The sequence below is a fragment of the Plantactinospora sp. WMMB782 genome (genome assembly GCF_049179135.1).
GTDB lineage: Bacteria > Actinomycetota > Actinomycetes > Mycobacteriales > Micromonosporaceae > Plantactinospora.
Genome location: NZ_JBMHMC010000007.1, coordinates 6297118 through 6313418, shown reverse-complemented (window position 1 = coordinate 6313418; position 16301 = coordinate 6297118). Strand labels below are relative to the sequence as shown.

General features: G+C 73.4%; 15 protein-coding genes. 10 read left to right on the top strand and 5 right to left on the bottom strand.

From position 1 onward, the window contains the following. Positions 1–145 precede the first annotated feature (145 nt). The 8 genes from ACN28A_RS30200 to ACN28A_RS30165 all read left to right on the top strand — a co-directional run bounded on the left by ACN28A_RS30200 (position 146) and on the right by ACN28A_RS30165 (position 9328). Positions 146–1102, top strand: coding sequence for an ABC transporter substrate-binding protein (locus tag ACN28A_RS30200; protein WP_421400930.1), 957 nt, complete (start codon positions 146–148; stop codon positions 1100–1102). Then, positions 1099–1950 (top strand): ABC transporter permease, encoded by an 852-nt coding sequence (locus tag ACN28A_RS30195; protein ID WP_421400927.1) that lies wholly within the window; start codon positions 1099–1101, stop codon positions 1948–1950. The genes ACN28A_RS30200 and ACN28A_RS30195 overlap by 4 nt, the downstream gene beginning before the upstream one ends. Further along, a complete protein-coding gene (locus tag ACN28A_RS30190; protein WP_421400925.1) occupies positions 1947–2819 on the top strand; it encodes an ABC transporter permease in 873 nt (290 codons plus the stop codon). Before ACN28A_RS30195 ends, ACN28A_RS30190 begins: the two co-directional genes overlap by 4 nt. Next, positions 2816–3736 carry an ABC transporter ATP-binding protein gene (locus tag ACN28A_RS30185; protein WP_421400922.1) on the top strand — a complete coding sequence of 307 codons (921 nt, stop codon included), beginning with the start codon at positions 2816–2818 and terminating at the stop codon, positions 3734–3736. The genes ACN28A_RS30190 and ACN28A_RS30185 overlap by 4 nt, the downstream gene beginning before the upstream one ends. Beyond that, positions 3733–5334, top strand: a complete 1602-nt coding sequence (locus ACN28A_RS30180) for a thiamine pyrophosphate-binding protein (RefSeq protein WP_421400919.1) — start codon at positions 3733–3735, stop codon at positions 5332–5334. Before ACN28A_RS30185 ends, ACN28A_RS30180 begins: the two co-directional genes overlap by 4 nt. 55 nt (positions 5335–5389) lie before the next feature. Further along, complete coding sequence (locus ACN28A_RS30175; protein ID WP_421400917.1) at positions 5390–6850, top strand: benzaldehyde dehydrogenase; 1461 nt, start codon at positions 5390–5392, stop codon at positions 6848–6850. Between the two features lie 89 nt (positions 6851–6939). Then, positions 6940–8106 (top strand): MFS transporter, encoded by a 1167-nt coding sequence (locus ACN28A_RS30170; RefSeq protein WP_421400915.1) that lies wholly within the window; start codon positions 6940–6942, stop codon positions 8104–8106. Between the two features lie 49 nt (positions 8107–8155). Next, positions 8156–9328, top strand: a complete 1173-nt coding sequence (locus tag ACN28A_RS30165; protein WP_421400913.1) for a 4-hydroxybenzoate 3-monooxygenase — start codon at positions 8156–8158, stop codon at positions 9326–9328. Between the two features lie 86 nt (positions 9329–9414). Here ACN28A_RS30165 and ACN28A_RS30160 read toward each other — a convergent pair whose 3' ends face one another. The 5 genes from ACN28A_RS30160 to ACN28A_RS30140 form a co-directional block, all read right to left on the bottom strand. Continuing rightward, entirely contained in the window at positions 9415–9867 is a 453-nt protein-coding gene (locus ACN28A_RS30160) for a DoxX family protein (protein WP_421400910.1), read from the bottom strand. 212 nt (positions 9868–10079) lie between these two features. Continuing rightward, positions 10080–10436 (bottom strand): protease inhibitor I42 family protein, encoded by a 357-nt coding sequence (locus ACN28A_RS30155; protein ID WP_421400908.1) that lies wholly within the window; start codon positions 10434–10436, stop codon positions 10080–10082. Positions 10437–10504: 68 nt separating this feature from the next. Continuing rightward, entirely contained in the window at positions 10505–11335 is an 831-nt protein-coding gene (locus tag ACN28A_RS30150) for a C1 family peptidase (protein ID WP_421400906.1), read from the bottom strand. Positions 11336–11476: 141 nt separating this feature from the next. After that, positions 11477–12775 carry an FUSC family protein gene (locus tag ACN28A_RS30145; RefSeq protein ID WP_421400903.1) on the bottom strand — a complete coding sequence of 433 codons (1299 nt, stop codon included), beginning with the start codon at positions 12773–12775 and terminating at the stop codon, positions 11477–11479. A gap of 136 nt (positions 12776–12911) precedes the next feature. Continuing rightward, positions 12912–14093 carry an FUSC family protein gene (locus ACN28A_RS30140; RefSeq protein WP_421400900.1) on the bottom strand — a complete coding sequence of 394 codons (1182 nt, stop codon included), beginning with the start codon at positions 14091–14093 and terminating at the stop codon, positions 12912–12914. A gap of 194 nt (positions 14094–14287) precedes the next feature. Here ACN28A_RS30140 and ACN28A_RS30135 point away from each other — a divergent pair, with 194 nt between their 5' ends. Continuing rightward, on the top strand, positions 14288–15232 hold the full coding sequence (locus ACN28A_RS30135) for an NAD-dependent epimerase/dehydratase family protein (RefSeq protein WP_421400897.1): 945 nt from the start codon (positions 14288–14290) through the stop codon (positions 15230–15232). A 1-nt stretch (position 15233) separates the two neighbouring features. Then, positions 15234–16151 carry an RNA polymerase sigma-70 factor gene (locus ACN28A_RS30130; protein WP_421400894.1) on the top strand — a complete coding sequence of 306 codons (918 nt, stop codon included), beginning with the start codon at positions 15234–15236 and terminating at the stop codon, positions 16149–16151. The last annotated feature ends 150 nt before the right edge of the window (positions 16152–16301 follow it).

Here is a 16301-nt window from a genome sequence, read left to right as displayed (position 1 = left end):
CCGGACGCTTGTTGACGTGAACTCGCCCGCTGTGCCAACGTTCCGATCGAGAACACCCGTTCGGCTAGCGACCACCACCCCCGCGGCTCCCCCGGGAGCCGTCCAGCCCGGTCCCGTCGGGACCGCCGGACGCCGGGAGACCCCGATGCGCCGTCTCGCCGCCACCGCCGCCGCGATCGCCGTCCTGCTCACCGCCGCCTGCGGCTCCTCCGACGACTCGTCAGGCGCGGGCTCCGGCGGGGTGGACCGGGTGAAGGTCGGTGCGATCCCGATCGTCGACGTCGCCCCGCTGCACCTGGGCAACGCCAAGGGCTTCTTCCGGGAGCAGGACATCGAGATCGAGGTGGTGAACACCACCGGCGGCTCCATCGCGGTGACCGGCGTGGTCAGCCGCCAGTTCGACTTCGCCTTCGGCAACGTCGTCTCGCTGATCACCGCCCGCTCGCAGGGAATACCGGTCAAGGCGATCACGGTCGGCAACGCCTCGACCGGCAAGCCCGGCGCGGACTTCGGCGGCGTGGTGGTGCCGCCGGACAGCCCGATCACCGACGCGGCCGGCCTGGCCGGCAAGAACATCGCGATCAACAACCTGAACAACATCACCGACACCACCACCCGGGCCTCGGTCCGCAAGGCCGGTGGCGACCCGTCGAACATCAGGTGGACCGAGCTGCCCTTCCCGGAGATGCCGGCGGCGGTGATGGCCAAGCGGGTCGACGCGGCGATGCTCGTCGAGCCGTTCTTCACCATCGCGCAGAACCAGGGCGCCCGGGTGGTCGCCTACAACTTCGCCGAGGCGATCCCGGACATGACCGTCGCGGCGTACTTCTCGACCGAGCAGACCATCACCCAGCGGGCCGACCTGACCGGGCGGTTCAGGGCGGCGATGGAGAAGTCCCTGAAGTACGCCCAGGAGCACCCGGACGAGGCGCGTCAGGTGCTCCAGACGTACACCCAGATCGACCCGGCGGTGGCCGCGAAGATCACCCTGCCGGCCTGGCCCGCCGAGATCAACCGCGCCTCGGTGCAGACCCTGGCCGACCTGATGCACGGCGACGGGCTGCTCAAGGAGAAGGTCGACGTCGCGGAACTGCTGCCGTGACCCGGGCCGCCGTCGCGGCGCCGCCCGCCGGGACCGCACCGGCTCCGGCCGGGCGCTCCGGCGGGACCGGCCGACCGCGCGGCGGCACCGCACTGTTCGGGCTGGCCGGCTTCGCCACCTTCCTGCTCGGCCTGGAGGTGGCGCCCAGACTCGGGCTCGTCCCGGCGGACTACCTGCCGCCGACCAGCGAGATCGCGGTCGCCCTCGGCGAACTGCTCGGCGAGGGCCGGTTCTGGGCGGCGGTCGCCGACACACTGCGCGGCTGGTTCCTCGGCCTGGCCGTCGCGGTCGCCCTCGGCGTCGTCGTCGGCTTCGTCCTCGGCACGGTACCGGTGCTGCGCGAGTTCACCGCCTCGACGGTCGAGTTCCTCCGACCGATCCCCTCGGTCGCGCTGATCCCGCTCGCCGTGCTGCTCTTCGGCACCGACCTGCGCTCGGTACTGCTGCTCGTGGTCTACGCGGCGTTCTGGCAGGTCCTCGTCCAGGTGCTGTACGGCGTCCGGGATGTCGACCCGGTCGCCCGGGACACCGCGCAGAGCTTCCGGCTCGGCCGGTGGGCCCGGATCCGGCACCTGCTCTGGCCGACCGCGCTGCCGTACCTGCTGACCGGGGTGCGGCTCGCCGCCGCCGTGGCGCTGATCCTGGCCATCACGGCCGAGCTGATCATCGGCGCGCCGGGGCTGGGCAACGAGATCAACCGGGCCCAGTCCGGCGGCGCGGTCGACTCGATGTACGCCCTGATCGTCGTCACCGGCCTGCTCGGGGTCGCGGTGAACCTGCTGGCCCGGCAACTCGAACGCACGGTGCTGCACTGGCACCCCTCGGTACGCGGCGAGGACGCCGGATGAGCCGGTCGACTGCGCCGGTGGACGTACCCGACGAAGTGTCCCGCCGGCACCCCGGTGTCCGGCGGCGGAGCCTGACCGCCGTCGGCCGGGTCCTGTGGTGGGGCGCCGCCGTCCTCGGCCTGCCGTTCGGGCTGCTGGCCCTCTGGTGGGTGCTCTCGGCGGACAGTCAGACCTACTACCTGCCGCCGCTGTCGGAGATCCTGGCCAGCTTCGACGACGTCTGGCTGCGCGGCGACCGGCTCCGCGCCGACGTGCTGCCGAGCCTGCTGCGACTGGCCGCCGGCTTCCTGCTCGCGGTCGTCGTCGGCGTCGGGCTCGGCGTGCTGGTCGGCTCCTTCCGGCGGGTCCGTGCGTTCTGCGAACCGGTGCTGGAGTTCCTCCGGGCCGTTCCGCCGCCGGTGCTGGTGCCGGTGCTGATGCTCCTCGCCGGCTTCGGCGACACCATGAAGGTGCTGGTGGTCTTCTCCGGCTGTCTCTGGCCGATCCTGCTCAACACCGTCGAGGGGGTACGGGCGGTCGACGAGACCCTCGCCGAGACCTGCCGCTGCTACGGCATCCGGGGTCCGGCCCGGCTCTGGCACCTGGTGATCCGGTCCGCCTCACCGCAGATCTTCGCCGGCCTGCGCCAGGCGCTCTCGGTCGGCATCATCCTGATGGTGATCAGCGAGATGTTCGCCGCGAACAACGGGCTGGGCTTCACCATCGTGCAGTTCCAGCGGAACTTCGCGGTCACCGACATGTGGACCGGCATCCTGCTGCTGGGCCTGCTCGGCTTCCTGCTCGCCATGCTGCTGCGGCTGGTCGAGCGGTCGGCCCTGCACTGGTATTCCGGTCTGCGGCAGTCCCGACGAGACGATGGGCCCCGATGAACCCGACAGACGACCACCACCGGGGCGGCGACGCCGGAGTGCTGCTCGACGTCCGCGCGCTGCACAAGGTCTACACCGGACGCGGCCGGTCGGTCGAGGCGGTCCGGGACCTCACCTTCTCGGTCGGCGCCGGAGAACTCGTCTGCGTGGTCGGCCCGTCCGGCGCCGGCAAGACCACCCTGCTCAAGTGCATCGCCGGCCTGCTGCCGCCGACCTCCGGCGAACTGGTCCTGGAGGGTGCGCCGGTGCAGGGCCCACCACCCGGCATGGCCGTGGTCTTCCAGGAGTACGGCCGCAGCCTCTTCCCGTGGATGACCGTGGCCCGCAACGTCGAGCTGCCGTTGCGGCAGAAGAAGACGCTCACCCGGGCCCGCCGCCGGCAGCTCGTCGCCGAGGCGCTCGACGCGGTCGGTCTCGGCGACGTGCCGGACGCCTATCCGTGGCAGCTCTCCGGCGGCATGCAGCAGCGGGTGGCGCTGGCCCGCGCGGTCGCCTACGAGCCGCACATCCTGCTGATGGACGAGCCGTTCGCCGCCGTGGACGCGCAGACCCGGGCGGACCTGGAGGACCTGGTCCGCTCGCTGTGGCGGCGGCTCGGCGTGACAGTCCTGTTCGTCACGCACGACATCGACGAGGCGGTCTACCTCGGCCAGCGGGTCCTGGTGCTCTCCGGGTCGCCGACCGTGGTGCTCGACGACGTGCCGATCGACCTGCCGGCCGAGCGTGACCAGCTCGGCACCCGCTCGTCGGCCCGGTTCGGACAGCTCCGGGCCCAGGTCTTCGGCCAGATCCAGCGGGCCAAGGGCGCCGCCCCCGCCCCGCTCGACGCCCGGAGCGACGACCCGAGCGGCGACGACCCCGCCGGCACGCCGAACGGCGACCCGCGCGGCGCCCCGAGCGGTGCGGCAGCCGGATGAGTACCGTCCGGGAGGCCACCCTGGCGGTACTGCGCCGGTACGGCGTGCGCCGGGTCTTCGGCAATCCCGGCTCGACCGAGCTGGCGTTCCTCGCCGACCTCCCCGACGACCTGGAGTTCGTCCTCGCCCTGCACGAGGGTTCGGTGGTCGGGATGGCCACCGGCTACGCGCTGGCCACCGGGCGGCCGGCGGTGGTGAACCTGCACACCACGGCGGGACTCGGCAACGCCGTCGGCGCGCTCGCCACCGCCCGGGTCAACCGGGCCCCGCTGGTGGTGCTCGTCGGCCAGCAGGACCGTCGGCACCTGGCCGCCGAACCGTTCCTCGCCGGCCGGCTCGACCGGCTCGCCGATCCGTACCCGGTCCGGGTGGAGCAGCCGGTGCTGGCCGAGGACGTGCCGGCGGCCGTCCGCCGGGCCTGGCACGAGGCGGCCCTGCGGCGCGGGCCGGCCCTGGTGGTCGTGCCGACCGACGACTGGGCCGCCGAGGTGGACCCGTCGGTGGGCCGGGCCGCCCCGGAACGGGTCGCCGCGACGGCCACCGGACCCGGGCCGGCCCTCGACGAGCTGGCCCGGCTGGTCGACGGGGCCACCTCCCCGGTGCTGGTGGTCGGGGCCGGTGCGGACCAGCGGGCGGCCTGGGACGCGCTGGCCGCGCTCGCGGACCGGATCGGGGCGCCGGTCTGGCAGGAGGCGTTCGGCGCCCGGGCCGGCTTCCCGCAGCACCACCCCCGGTTCGCCGGTCACCTGCCGGCCGCCCGCTCCCGGCTGCGCGCCACCCTCGCCGGGCACGACCTGGCCCTGGTGGTCGGTACCGCCGCGTTCCGGCAGTACGTCTTCGAGTCCGGCCCGCTGCTGCCGCCCGGGTTGACCGTGGCGGTGGTCTCGGCCGACCCGGACGAGTTGCACCGCAGCGAGGCCGCCCTCGCGGTGCTGGCCGACCCGGCGCTGACCTGCGCCGCGCTGGCCGCCCGGGTGGCACCCCGGGACCGTCCCGCCCCCGACCGGACGGAACCCGCCCCGGTGCCACCACCGGCGCCGGGCGAGCCGCTGCGCGCGACACACGTCTTCGCCGCCCTCGCCCGGCGACTGCCGGCCGACGTGGTGCTGGTCGAGGAGACCCCGTCGAGCCGGCCGGAGCTGCACCGGATGCTGCCGGCCAGACGGCCGGGCGGCTTCGTCAGCGCGGCGATGGGCGGCCTCGGGTTCGGGCTGCCGGCGGCGGCCGGGCTCCGGCTCGGCGACCCGACCCGGCCGGTGCTGGCGGTGCTCGGGGACGGCTCGTCGCTCTACGCGATCCAGGGCCTCTGGAGCGCCGCCCGGTACGGCTGCGGCGTGCTCTACCTGGTCCTGTCCAACGGCCGGTACGCGGTGCTGGACCGGCTCGCCGAACAGCACGGCGGCAAGCCGCCCTGGCCGGCCTTCGACGAGGTGGACGTGACCGGCCTGGCCCGGTCCTTCGGCTGCCCCGCCCGGCGGATCCGCAGCCACCCGGAACTGCTGGCGGTGCTGGACGAGGTGCTGCCGGACCTCGCCGACCGGACCGGGCCGCTGCTGCTGGACGTCGCCGTGCACCCGGAGCCGCACTTCGCGCCCTGACCCCTTCCGCCTCACCGAGGCGGCACACCGCTCCCCCACCCACAAGGAGGTTCCCGTGACTCTTCTCGATTCGACGACCTGGCACGGCCGGATATACAGCGACGGTTGGATTTCCGCCGACGGCGGCGACGCGGCCGTGCGGGAACCGGCGACCGGCGACGAGATCGGGCGTACCGGGATCGCCGACGCCGCCGACGTGGCCCGGGCCGCCGCCCGCGCCGCCCAGGCCCAGCGCGACTGGGCCGCGACCCCCTACCACGAACGGGCCGCCGTGCTGCGCCGGGCCGGGCTGCTCTGGGAGGAGCACGCCGCCGAGATCGGCGACTGGATCGTCCGGGAGACGGGTTCGGTACCGCCGAAGGCGACCCTGGAGACCGACACCGCCGCCCAGGAGTGCTACGAGGCGGCGGCGCTCGCCTCGCACCCGCTCGGCGAGATCATCCAGAGCGCGCAGCCCCGGCTCAGCCTGGCCCGCCGGCTGCCGGTCGGGGTGGTCGGGGTGATCTCCCCGTTCAACGTGCCGATCATCCTCGGCATCCGCTCGGTCGCCCCGGCGCTGGCCCTGGGCAACGCGGTGCTGCTCAAGCCCGATCCGCGCACCGCCGTGACCGGCGGGGTGGCGATCGCCCGGATCTTCGAGGAGGCCGGGCTGCCGCCGGGGGTGCTGCACGTGCTGCCCGGCGGGCCGGCGGCGGGCGAGGCGCTGGTCGCCGACCCGCACGTGCGCCTGATCAGCTTCACCGGTTCGACCGCCGCCGGCCGCCAGGTCGGGCAGACCGCCGCCCGGCACCTCAAGCGGGTACTGCTGGAACTCGGCGGCAACTCGGCGCTGGTGGTGCTCGACGACGCCGACCTGGACCTGGCGGTCTCCGCCGGTGCCTGGGGTTCGTTCCTGCACCAGGGGCAGATCTGCATGACCACCGGCCGGCACCTGGTGCACGAGTCGCTCGTCGACGAGTATGTCGGCCGGCTGGCCGAGAAGGCGGCGCACCTGCCGGTCGGCAACCCGGCCCGGGACCACGTGGCACTCGGCCCGATCATCGACGAGCGGCAGCGGGACAAGATCCACTCCCTGGTCACCGGCAGTGTCGACGCCGGAGCGACCCTGGTGACCGGCGGGACCTACGAGAACCTCTTCTACCGGCCGACGGTGCTCACCGACGTCACCCCGGCCACCCCGGCGTACGCGCACGAGGTCTTCGGCCCGGTCGCCCCGGTACTGCGCTTCGGCGACCTGGACGAGGCCGCCAAGCTCGCCGCCGACAGCGAGTACGGCCTCTCCCTCGGCATCCTCAGCCGGGACGTGACGAAGGCGCTGGCCTTCGCCGAGCGGGTGCCGAGCGGCATCGTGCACATAAACGACCAGACGGTCAGCGACGAGGCGGTCGCCCCGTTCGGCGGGGTGGCCGGCTCGGGCAACGGTCCGCGGCTGGGCGGGACGGCGGCCAACCTCGCCGCGTTCACCGAGACGCAGTGGGTGACAGTGCAGGGCGAGATCACGAGGTATCCCTTCTGAACCGCGAACCCGGACCGCCGCCGCGCGACGACGGATCCGCGGCGGCGGGTCCCCGCACGGCCGACGGTCGGCCAGCCGACCGGCACGGTGTGCTCGGGCTGGGCCGGCACGGCTGGTTCACCCTGCTCGGCGTCGTACTGCTGGCGCTGAACCTGCGGGCGGCGATCGTGGCGGTCCCACCGCTGCTTCCCGACCTCCAGGTCGACCTCGATCTGGACCGGGGCGCCGCCGGGCTGCTCACCGCGCTGCCGGTGCTCTGCTTCGGGCTGCTCGCACCGTTCGCCGCGCTGCTCGGCCGCCGGGTCGGCGTCGAACTGGCACTGTTCGCGGCGATGCTCGGCATCGTGCTGGGCAGCCTGACCCGGACCCTGCCGCACGCCGGTTGGCTGCTGGTCGGCACCGCGATCATCGGTGCCGGGATCACCGTCGGCAACGTGCTGCTGCCGAGCGCCGTGAAGCAGCACTTCCCGGGCCGGCCGGGCCTGGCCACCGGGTTGAGCACCGCCGCGATGACCACCGGGGCGACGGTGGCGGCGGCGGTGAGCGCGCCGCTGGCGTACCCGCTGGGGTTGGGGTGGCGGGGTTCGCTGCTGGCGCTGGGCGGGTTCGCCTGCGTCGCGGCGCTCGGCTGGCTTCCGCAGGTGCGCCGCCGGCACCACGCGCCCGCCCCGCCGCCGCCGCGCTCGGGCGGCCGGATCCTGCGCTCGCCGGTCACCTGGCAGCTGGCCCTCTTCATGGGCACCCAGTCGATGCTCTACTACACGGTGCTCACCTGGCTGCCGAGCATGCTGCGGGACCAGGGCGTCGCGCCGACCCGGGCGGGCGCGGCACTTGCGGTGCTCAACCTGCTCGGGATCGGCACCGCGCTGGTGGTGCCGACCCTGGCGGTCCGCCGGCCCGACCAGCGCGGGCTGGCGCTTGTCGTCGCCGCCGGTTGGGCGGCGGCGGTGCTCGGTCTGCTGGCCCTGCCGACCTGGTATCTGCTCTGGACGGTGCTGGCCGGGCTGGCCCAGGGCGCCTCGCTCGGTCTCGTCCTGACCCTGCTGGTGCTCCGGGCCCGGACGCCCGGGTCGGCCCGGCAGCTCTCCGGGGCGGTGCAGTCGGTCGGCTACCTGCTCAGCGCCGCCGGGCCGGTGCTGGTCGGCGCGCTGCGGGACGCCACGGCAGGCTGGCGGGTGCCGCTGGCCGCGATGGCGGCGGTGACAGCGGTGATGGCGACGAGCGCGCTCGGCGCCGGCCGGGACCGGCAGGTGTGACCTGCCGCCCGGTGTTTCGGAACAGTCGTGGAAGGTCAGGGAGGCGAGAATGCGTACCCAGGTCGGGATCGTCGGGGCGGGGCCGGCTGGTCTGCTGCTGTCACACCTGCTGCACCGGGCCGGCATCGGGTCGGTGGTGCTGGAGTGCCGGAGCCGGGAGTACGTCGAGCACCGGGTCCGGGCCGGCGTGCTGGAGCAGGGCTCGGTCGACCTGCTGCGGCGCAGCGGGCTCGGTGCGCGGCTGGACCGGGAGGGGCTCCGGCACGAGGGCATCGAGCTGCGCTTCGGCGGCGCCGCGCACCGGATCGCGATGACCGAGCTGACCGGGCGGGCGATCACCGTCTACGGCCAGCAGGAGGTGGTGAAGGACCTGATCGCGGCGCGTACCGCCGCCGGTGGCGAGCTCCGTTTCGAGGTCTCCGACGTACGCCTCGACGGCCTCGACTCCGACGCTCCGGTGATCCGCTTCCGGCACCAGGGGCGGGACGAGGAGCTGCACTGCGACTTCGTCGCCGGCTGCGACGGCTCGCACGGGGTGAGCCGGGCCAGCGTGCCGGCCGGCGAGCTGACCGAGTACGACCGCAGTTATCCGTTCGCCTGGCTCGGGATCCTCGCCGCCGCCGCACCGGCGACCGAGGAGCTGATCTACGCCCACCACGACCGGGGTTTCGCCCTCTACAGCATGCGCTCGCCGGAGATCTCCCGGCTCTACCTCCAGGTGGAGCCGGAGGCCGACGTCGCGGACTGGCCGGACGAGCGGATCTGGGCGGAGCTGCGCACCCGGCTGGAGACGGTGCCCGGGTGGACGTTGAACACCGGCCCGATCCTGGAGAAGAGCGTCACCGGCATGCGCAGCCTGGTGGTCGAGCCGATGCGCTGGCGGCGGCTCTTCCTGGCCGGCGACGCGGTGCACATCGTCCCGCCGACCGGCGCCAAGGGGATGAACCTGGCGCTGGCCGACGTGACGCTGCTCGGTGACGCCTTCGCCGCCTGGTACCGCGACGGGCGCGACGACCTGTTGGAGTCCTATTCGGACACCGCGCTGCGCCGGGTCTGGCGGGCCCAGCACTTCTCCTGGTGGATGACCTCGCTGCTGCACCGGCTGAACACCGACGACCCGTACGAGGCGAGGTTGCAGCTTTCGACGCTGCGCTACCTCGCCTCGTCCCGGGCGTACGCCACCAGCCTGGCGGAGAACTACGTCGGTCTGCCAGAGGTGTGATCAGTTCATCGCGGAGAACTGTTCCGAGGGACGCCGAGAACTGTTTCCGCGGACGCCGAGAACCGATCAGGCGGTGGGCGTTCCGGTCAGGAGCCGGTGGTGGCGGCGACCGGGCTGGGCTCCTCCGCCATGCTGCGACCGCGGCGACGGCCGAGCGCGGCGTCCAGCGACCAGCGCCCACCGCCGAGAGCGGCGACCAGCAGGAAGGACCAGCAGAACAGGGCGGCCAGTTCTCCGCCGTTGTTCAGCGGCAGCAGCCCGTCGGGCTGGTGCACGACGAAGTACGCGTACGCCATCGAGCCGGAGCAGACGATCGCGGCGGCCCGGGTGCTCAGGCCGACCAGGACCAGTACACCGCCGACGAACTGGATGACGGCCGCGTACCATCCCGGCCAGGTGCCGAACGGGATCGCCTCGCCGCTGCCCCGGTTGCCGCCGAAGATCCCGAAGAGGGAGGCCGCCCCGTGCAGGGCGAACAGCAGGCCGAGTACCATCCGGAACAGGGTGGTCACGATGTCGGTGATTCGTGGGTTGGACATGGGACACTCCTAGCGACTGACAGCAACAACTGTTGGGTCCCACGGCAGGGCAACGCTAACCATTCACATTGAATGCTGTCAATAGCTATCAGTTGAACCCTTATTCGTCTTCCCACCGAGTCCACGGCGACCGGCAGGTAAAGGGCGAGGCGAACGGCGCACACTGTTCAGATTGGAACAGTTCCAATTCAGTCGATCGCCCGCGCGACCGGTCAGGAAACCGTTTCCCCGGTAACCATACCCCCGCCCCCGGTCACATGGACGGTCACCTCGAACCGGCGCGCCGGGTTCTCTCCCGGCGTCCAGCCGCGCAGCAGCACCAGCCGCAGCCCGGTCCGCCCGGCCCCGGTCGCGGTGAACCGCAGCTGCCGGGTCCCGGTGCCGCCCAACCCCTCGCGCTGCGGCCGGAACGAATCGCCGGACGGGGCGAGGACAGCGGGATCCACCGCGTCGAGGTGCCACCGGTAGCCGGAACTGGGCGTCTCGGGAAGCTGGACCACCACCAGATCCCCCGGCGCCGCCGGATACGACCGGCCGCCGTCCGCCTCGGTCAGGTCAAGCCGGGCCACACCGGACTCCGCTTCCGGGCCACACCGGACTCCGGTTCCGGGCTCCGGAGGACGGGCCGCCCCCGCCGCTAGTGCGGCAACTCCACCGCACAGCACGCCTCTCCCTGTTCCTGAAGCAGGCCGGCGAAGTCGCCGCGCTTCATCTTGAACCGGCCACCCCAACCCCACGCCTCACCCCAGGCGTTCTGGAAGAGGTACGCGTCCTCGGACTCGATCCGGTCGAGCATCAGATAGCAGTGCCCGCCGGAAGCGCTACCGGTCGGCTTGACGAATCCGTCCTCGTCCGGATTGAACATGTCGGCGGTCCACGCGGTGCCCACCACCACCGAGCCCTGGTTGTCGATCCACTCGTCGATCTCGGCCGTGCTCTGCGCGAACGCGAAGGCCGCGAGTCGGCCCCGTTCCCGGACGGCGAGTGCGCCGGACCGGACGGTCGAGCCGTTCTCCTTGCCGGGTTCGCCGTCGATCACCTTCGCCTCGTAGTAGAGGGCGTGACCGTCGGCGTTCTGGTAGCTGCCGGCGACCGGCATCGCGTCCACCCAGCCCGCCCAGCCGAACCCGACACAGTGGCCGGTCTGCCCCTGGTCGAGCTGGACGGTCAACTCCCAGGCCGGCGCCCGGTCCCGCACGACGGCCGGTGCCGGTGGCTGCCGCTGGGTCCGCAGCCAACGCCAGAAGACCAGGTACGCCCGCCAGTCCGAGAAGTACGGCGTCTCGGCGAGCACCTGCTCCACGGTCATCTGCCGGATCGACTCGGCGGGTTCGGCGATCTCCAGCAGCCGGGGGATGTCCCAGTCCCGGGGATCCGGCCGGTAGAGCCGGCCGAGCAGTTGCGGACCGGGAGCGCTGTTGGCACTCGTCTCCGGCGGATCGACCGCGAAACGCCTCTGCTGCTCCATCGACTCGCCTCCGGCCGGGCCCTGACGGGCGGTGCACATGCACGGCGCCAGGTCCGGCCCGGACATCGCCGCAGAATCCGTCCCGTAGCCGCCGCGGCACCCATTGTGCGCCCTCGACGCAATCCTGCGGGACCGATCCGGCTACCTGACGTCCTCGTCGTCGTCCTCCGGTCCGACGCCCGGCCCACCGCCGTCCTCCGGTCCGGCGCCCGGCCCACCGCCGTCCTCCGGCCCGACGTCCGGCCCACCGCCGTCCGCCGGAGGGCCGAGCCCCTCGCCGTGCCGAGCGGCCCGCCGGACCGCCTGGCCGGCCTCCGGGCTCGGACAGCCGGTGGCCCGGACGATGTCGGCGGCGGTGACCCGCAGTTGCGTGGCGAGGGCGTCGCCGTAGTTGCGCAGTCCCTCCCGGCGGGCCCGCCCGGCGCGGCGGGCGGCCACCAGCGCCCTGCGCCGGGTGACCCCGGACGCCCGGCCGGTACGCACCTCGCGGTGCAGCGCCCGGACGGCTTCGGACAGCGTGTCGATCGCCTTCGGCAGGTAGCCGGGAACCGGCTCCCGGTATTCGATCACGGTCACCGCCCGCCGCGCCATGCTGCGTCCGCCGCCGACCGCCCGGACCAACTCCGTGACACTCCGGGCGTAGCGTTCGAACTCCCGACGGCGGCCCCACCGGACCGGTGCCAGTCTGACCACCTCCTCCGCGCCGTTGAGCGCGTCCCGCAGCCGCGCCAGGTCCGGCTCGACGTCGCGCAGCCCCGCCAGCGCCTGGCGGGCGCGATCCGCGTCGCCCTGCCGCAACGCCACGGCGATGTCGTGCAGCCGAGCGCTGAATATCGTGAAGACCGGTGCCGCCGCCCGGTTGACCACCCGGATCGGGTTCAGCGGCAGCAGCAGCGTGACCACCACCAACCCCACCGCACTGCCGACCGACGCGTCGACGATCCGGGGGATCTCCAGGTTCTGCTCGCTCGACGAGAGGGTCGAGATCAGCACCGCCGTACCGCCGACCTGGCTCACGATCGTTCCGCCGCGCCCGACCAGACCGAGCGCGACGGCGATGGCCAGGGCGACGATGACGCCGGTCTGCCAGGCTCCGGTGCCGAGGACGAAGATCAACGCATCCCCGACAGCGATGCCGAGGGCCACGCCCACCAGCAGTTCCACCGTCCGCCGGGTGCGCTGGCCGAGAGCGGCCACGATCGTGCCGACCGCCGCCGTGGGCGCGAAGACCGGGCTGGGATTGCCCAGCAGGTTGTGCGCGATCCACCAGGCGAGCCCGGCGGCCAGCCCGGCCTGCAACGCGATCACCCCGATGATCCGCATCTGCCGCATCCGCAGCTTGGTGACCTGGCCACTCTCCCGCCGGGCGTGCACGAGCGTCCTTCCGAGCTGGCGCACCGTGGTGCCGAGCGGCGAGCGGGAGGCCGAGGGCGACGCCATGCCCCGGACTACCCGTTCCGCCACCCGACAAGCGCCACGGCCATCCATGGCTGGTACACACCCGACACGACCAGACCTCCGGTGGGTGGCGTCGAAACCCGCCGGGTGGTCGTAGGCTCGCGACCCCGGGGCTCGACTACCGGGCCCGGGCGGCGGCGAAGGTGCGGCGGATCAGGGTACGCGCGTCCGACCGGTCGAGTCCGCTGGCCCTGAGCAGGTCGTGGGCCATGGTGCGCAGCTGGGCGACGGCGGCCGTACCGTGGAATCCGAGTCCCGCCTCCGCAGCCCGGGCTGCCTCGGTGACCACCCGCAGCGCCTCCTCCCGGGTCCGGTCGGGCTCCCGGCCGGCGTTCAGGTCCCGGTGCAGCATCCGGAGCGCCGAGCAGAGCCGCCCCACGGCGCCCGGCAACGCGTCCGGCACCGGCTCACGGTCGCGGATCAGGCTGGCGATCCGGCGGACCAGTCCCCGACTGTCCCGGAAGGCCCGTTCCATGTGCTCGGCACCCTCCTCGTACTGGATCAGGGTGCCCCGCCGGTTCCACCGGAACGGCGAGTACGTGACCACCTCGCGGGCCGCCTGGAGGGCCTCGCGGAGCTGCCGGAGCTGCCGGTCCTGGGTCAGCGCGCGCAGGGCGTCCTGGGCCTGCCGCGCGTCCCGGTTCCGCAGCGCCCGGGTGGTCGCGGCAAGCTGGCTGGTGAAGAGCTCGAACAGCGGGTTGGCACGCCGCCGTACCAGACGTAGCGGGTGGAGCGGAAGCAGCAGCAGGGCGACCGACAGGCCCACGGCACCACCGATCGCGGCGTTCACGAACCGGGGCACCTCGAGATCCTGGGTCGTCGGGGTGAGCGAGGCGATCAGTACCGCCGTACCACCGGCCTGGGTGATCAGCGAGGAGCTTCCGCGCAGCAGGATCGCCACCATGATGGCGAGGGCGACGATCACCCCGATCTGCCAGGGCCCCGTGCCGGTGCCCGCGATCAGCAGGTCACCGACCCCGATCCCGACGGTCACCCCCACCATGAGTTCGAGGCTGCGGCGCAGCCGCCGGTCGATCGAGGTGGCGATCACCGCCACCGCGATGACCGGGGCGAAGACCGGTTCCGAGGTGCGGAGGAATTCGTGCGAGATCAGCCAGGCCAGCGCGGCGGCCAGGCCGGCCTGCACGGCGAGTACCAGATAGGTACGTAACCGGCGCAACCGGGCGGCGCCGCTGCGCTGCCCCCGGCGGCCCAGCTCTGCCAGCGCGGCACTGATCCGGCGGCCGTCGGCATCGGTGGCGGGCGCGGCATGCCGCCGGAGGGCCCGGAGGACCCCCATGGGCCTGACTACCCGGCTCACCGCCGTCGAATCCGCCGGGCCGCCGGCAGAGCCTGCAGAACGCCGCGCCGCCGCCGCGGAGTGCTGGGGGCGCAGTGTGAACTGCGTTACTGCCGTTCATGGGGTGCCGGGCCGTCTCGTCTGTTGTTGCTGAGCACCGCCGCCGTCGGTGCCACGCGACGAACGGAGACGTGATGAGGATTTTTCTCGCCGGGGCGTCCGGCGCGATCGGCAGGCATATCGTCGGCCAACTCGTGGCGCGCGGCCACGAGGTCGTCGGCACGACCCGCTCGGCCGGCAGGACCGACGCACTGCGCGCGCTCGGCGCCGAACCGGCCGTCGTCGACGCGCTCGACCCGGACTCGGTGGCCGAGGCGGTGGCGAAGGCCGAGCCCGAGGTGGTCGTCCACCAGCTCACCGCGTTGAGCGGTCCGACGAACTTCCGGAACGTGCGGCGGATGGTGGCGGACACCAACCGGCTGCGTACCGAGGCCACCGACCACCTGCTGGCCGCCGCCCGCGCCGTCGGGGTACGCAGGTTCGTGGCGCAGAGCAACGCGATGTGGATGGAGCGCACCGGCGGACCGGTCGCCGACGAGAGCGCCCGGATCGAACCGGATCCGCCGTCCGACACCGCAGCGGCCGTGGCCGCGCTGCGCCATCTGGAGGCCGCGGTGACCGGCATCGGCTGGGCCGAGGGCATCGCGCTCCGCTACGGTGGCTTCTACGGGCCGGGGACCGATCTCAGCACGGCGCCGAACGCGGTCCTGGCACAGCGGATCCGCCAGCGGAGGTTCCCGATCGTCGGCGGTGGGGCGGGGGTGTGGTCGCTGGTGCACGTCACCGATGCCGCCTCGGCCACGGTCGCGGCCGTCGAACGCGGCAGGCCGGGGATCTACCATGTGGCCGACGACGATCCCGCACCGGTACGCGAATGGCTGCCGGAACTGGCGCGGGCGCTCGGCGCCGGACCGCCGCGCCGGTTGCCGGCCTGGCTCGTCCGGTTGCTCGCCGGCGAGAGCGTGGTGGACATGATGACGCGGGCCCGCGGGATCTCCAGCGAGAAAGCCAAACGCGACCTGGGCTGGACGCTTCGGTTCCCGTCCTGGCGTACCGGCTTCGTCGACGGGCTCGGCTGACGTGTCCACCGACGAGCTGTACGGCGAACTGCGTCCCCGGGCTTTCGCCATCGCCTACCAGATGCTCGGCAGCGTCGGTGAAGCCGAGGACGTCGTGCAGGAGGCGTTTCTGCGGCTGCACCGGACGCTGCGCCGGGAGGAGCCGATCACCTCGCCACGGGCCTATCTGACCACCCTGGTCACCCGGCTGGCCATCGACCAGCTCCGGTCGGCCCGAAAGCGCCGGGAGCGGTACGTCGGCGAGTGGCTGCCGGAGCCGCTGGTCACCGGGCCGACTCCGGCCGAACAGGCCGAGACCGCCGACTCGCTGTCGCTGGCGTTCCTGGTGCTGCTGGAGAGCCTCTCACCGCAGCAGCGGGCGGCGTTCCTGCTGCGCGAGGTGTTCGAGTACCCGTACCCGGAGGTCGCCGAGATCGTCGGCACCGACGTGGACTCCACCCGGCACCTGGTGGCACGGGCCCGCAGCCACGTCCGGGAGCGCCGGCCGCGCTACCACGCCTCCCGTCGACAGCGGGAGGAGCTGGCGCGGCGCTTCTTCGCCGCCGTGCGGTCCGGCGACCTGGCTGCGCTGGAGGCGCTGCTGGCCCAGGACGTCGCGCTGCACGGTGACGGTGGCGGCCGGGTGCCCGCGCTGACCCGACCGGTCGACGGCCGGGAGCGGGTGGCCAGGGTCCTGGTCGCCGCGATGGTCGCGCTCCCCCGCCTCGGGGTGCGCTTCCAGGCCACCGAGGTGAACGGCCAGCCGGGCGGCCTGGCGCTCGACGACCAGGACCGGCTGGTCGGGGTCGTCGGGCTCGACGTCGCCGACGGCCGGATCCGGGCGATCCACTCCGTCGTCAACCCGGACAAGCTCGGACACCTCGACCAGGTCGGCGATCTGGCCGCCCTGGTACGCGCCGGTCGACGCCGCCCCCGCTGACGGCAAGTCGAACCGACCCCAACACGGGTACGGCGCCGGCCGCCCGACACCACCCACGGCCGCCGGCCGCCCGACACCTCCTCGGCGCTGTCGTGACCTCGCCGGGCGACCCGTCGTACGGGGCGCCCGCCACTACCTCGAAGGAAATCT

What these genes read in the sequence shown, in the direction of transcription:
- ACN28A_RS30190 (WP_421400925.1), top strand. Translation starts at nt 1,947, where the DNA reads ATGAGCCGGTCGACTGCGCCGGTGGACGTACCCGACGAAGTGTCCCGC.
- ACN28A_RS30135 (WP_421400897.1), top strand. Translation starts at nt 14,288, where the DNA reads ATGAGGATTTTTCTCGCCGGGGCGTCCGGCGCGATCGGCAGGCATATC.
- ACN28A_RS30200 (WP_421400930.1), top strand. Translation starts at nt 146, where the DNA reads ATGCGCCGTCTCGCCGCCACCGCCGCCGCGATCGCCGTCCTGCTCACC.
- ACN28A_RS30145 (WP_421400903.1), bottom strand. Translation starts at nt 12,775, where the DNA reads ATGGCGTCGCCCTCGGCCTCCCGCTCGCCGCTCGGCACCACGGTGCGC.
- ACN28A_RS30165 (WP_421400913.1), top strand. Translation starts at nt 8,156, where the DNA reads ATGCGTACCCAGGTCGGGATCGTCGGGGCGGGGCCGGCTGGTCTGCTG.
- ACN28A_RS30160 (WP_421400910.1), bottom strand. Translation starts at nt 9,867, where the DNA reads ATGTCCAACCCACGAATCACCGACATCGTGACCACCCTGTTCCGGATG.
- ACN28A_RS30180 (WP_421400919.1), top strand. Translation starts at nt 3,733, where the DNA reads ATGAGTACCGTCCGGGAGGCCACCCTGGCGGTACTGCGCCGGTACGGC.
- ACN28A_RS30150 (WP_421400906.1), bottom strand. Translation starts at nt 11,335, where the DNA reads ATGGAGCAGCAGAGGCGTTTCGCGGTCGATCCGCCGGAGACGAGTGCC.
- ACN28A_RS30185 (WP_421400922.1), top strand. Translation starts at nt 2,816, where the DNA reads ATGAACCCGACAGACGACCACCACCGGGGCGGCGACGCCGGAGTGCTG.
- ACN28A_RS30140 (WP_421400900.1), bottom strand. Translation starts at nt 14,093, where the DNA reads ATGGGGGTCCTCCGGGCCCTCCGGCGGCATGCCGCGCCCGCCACCGAT.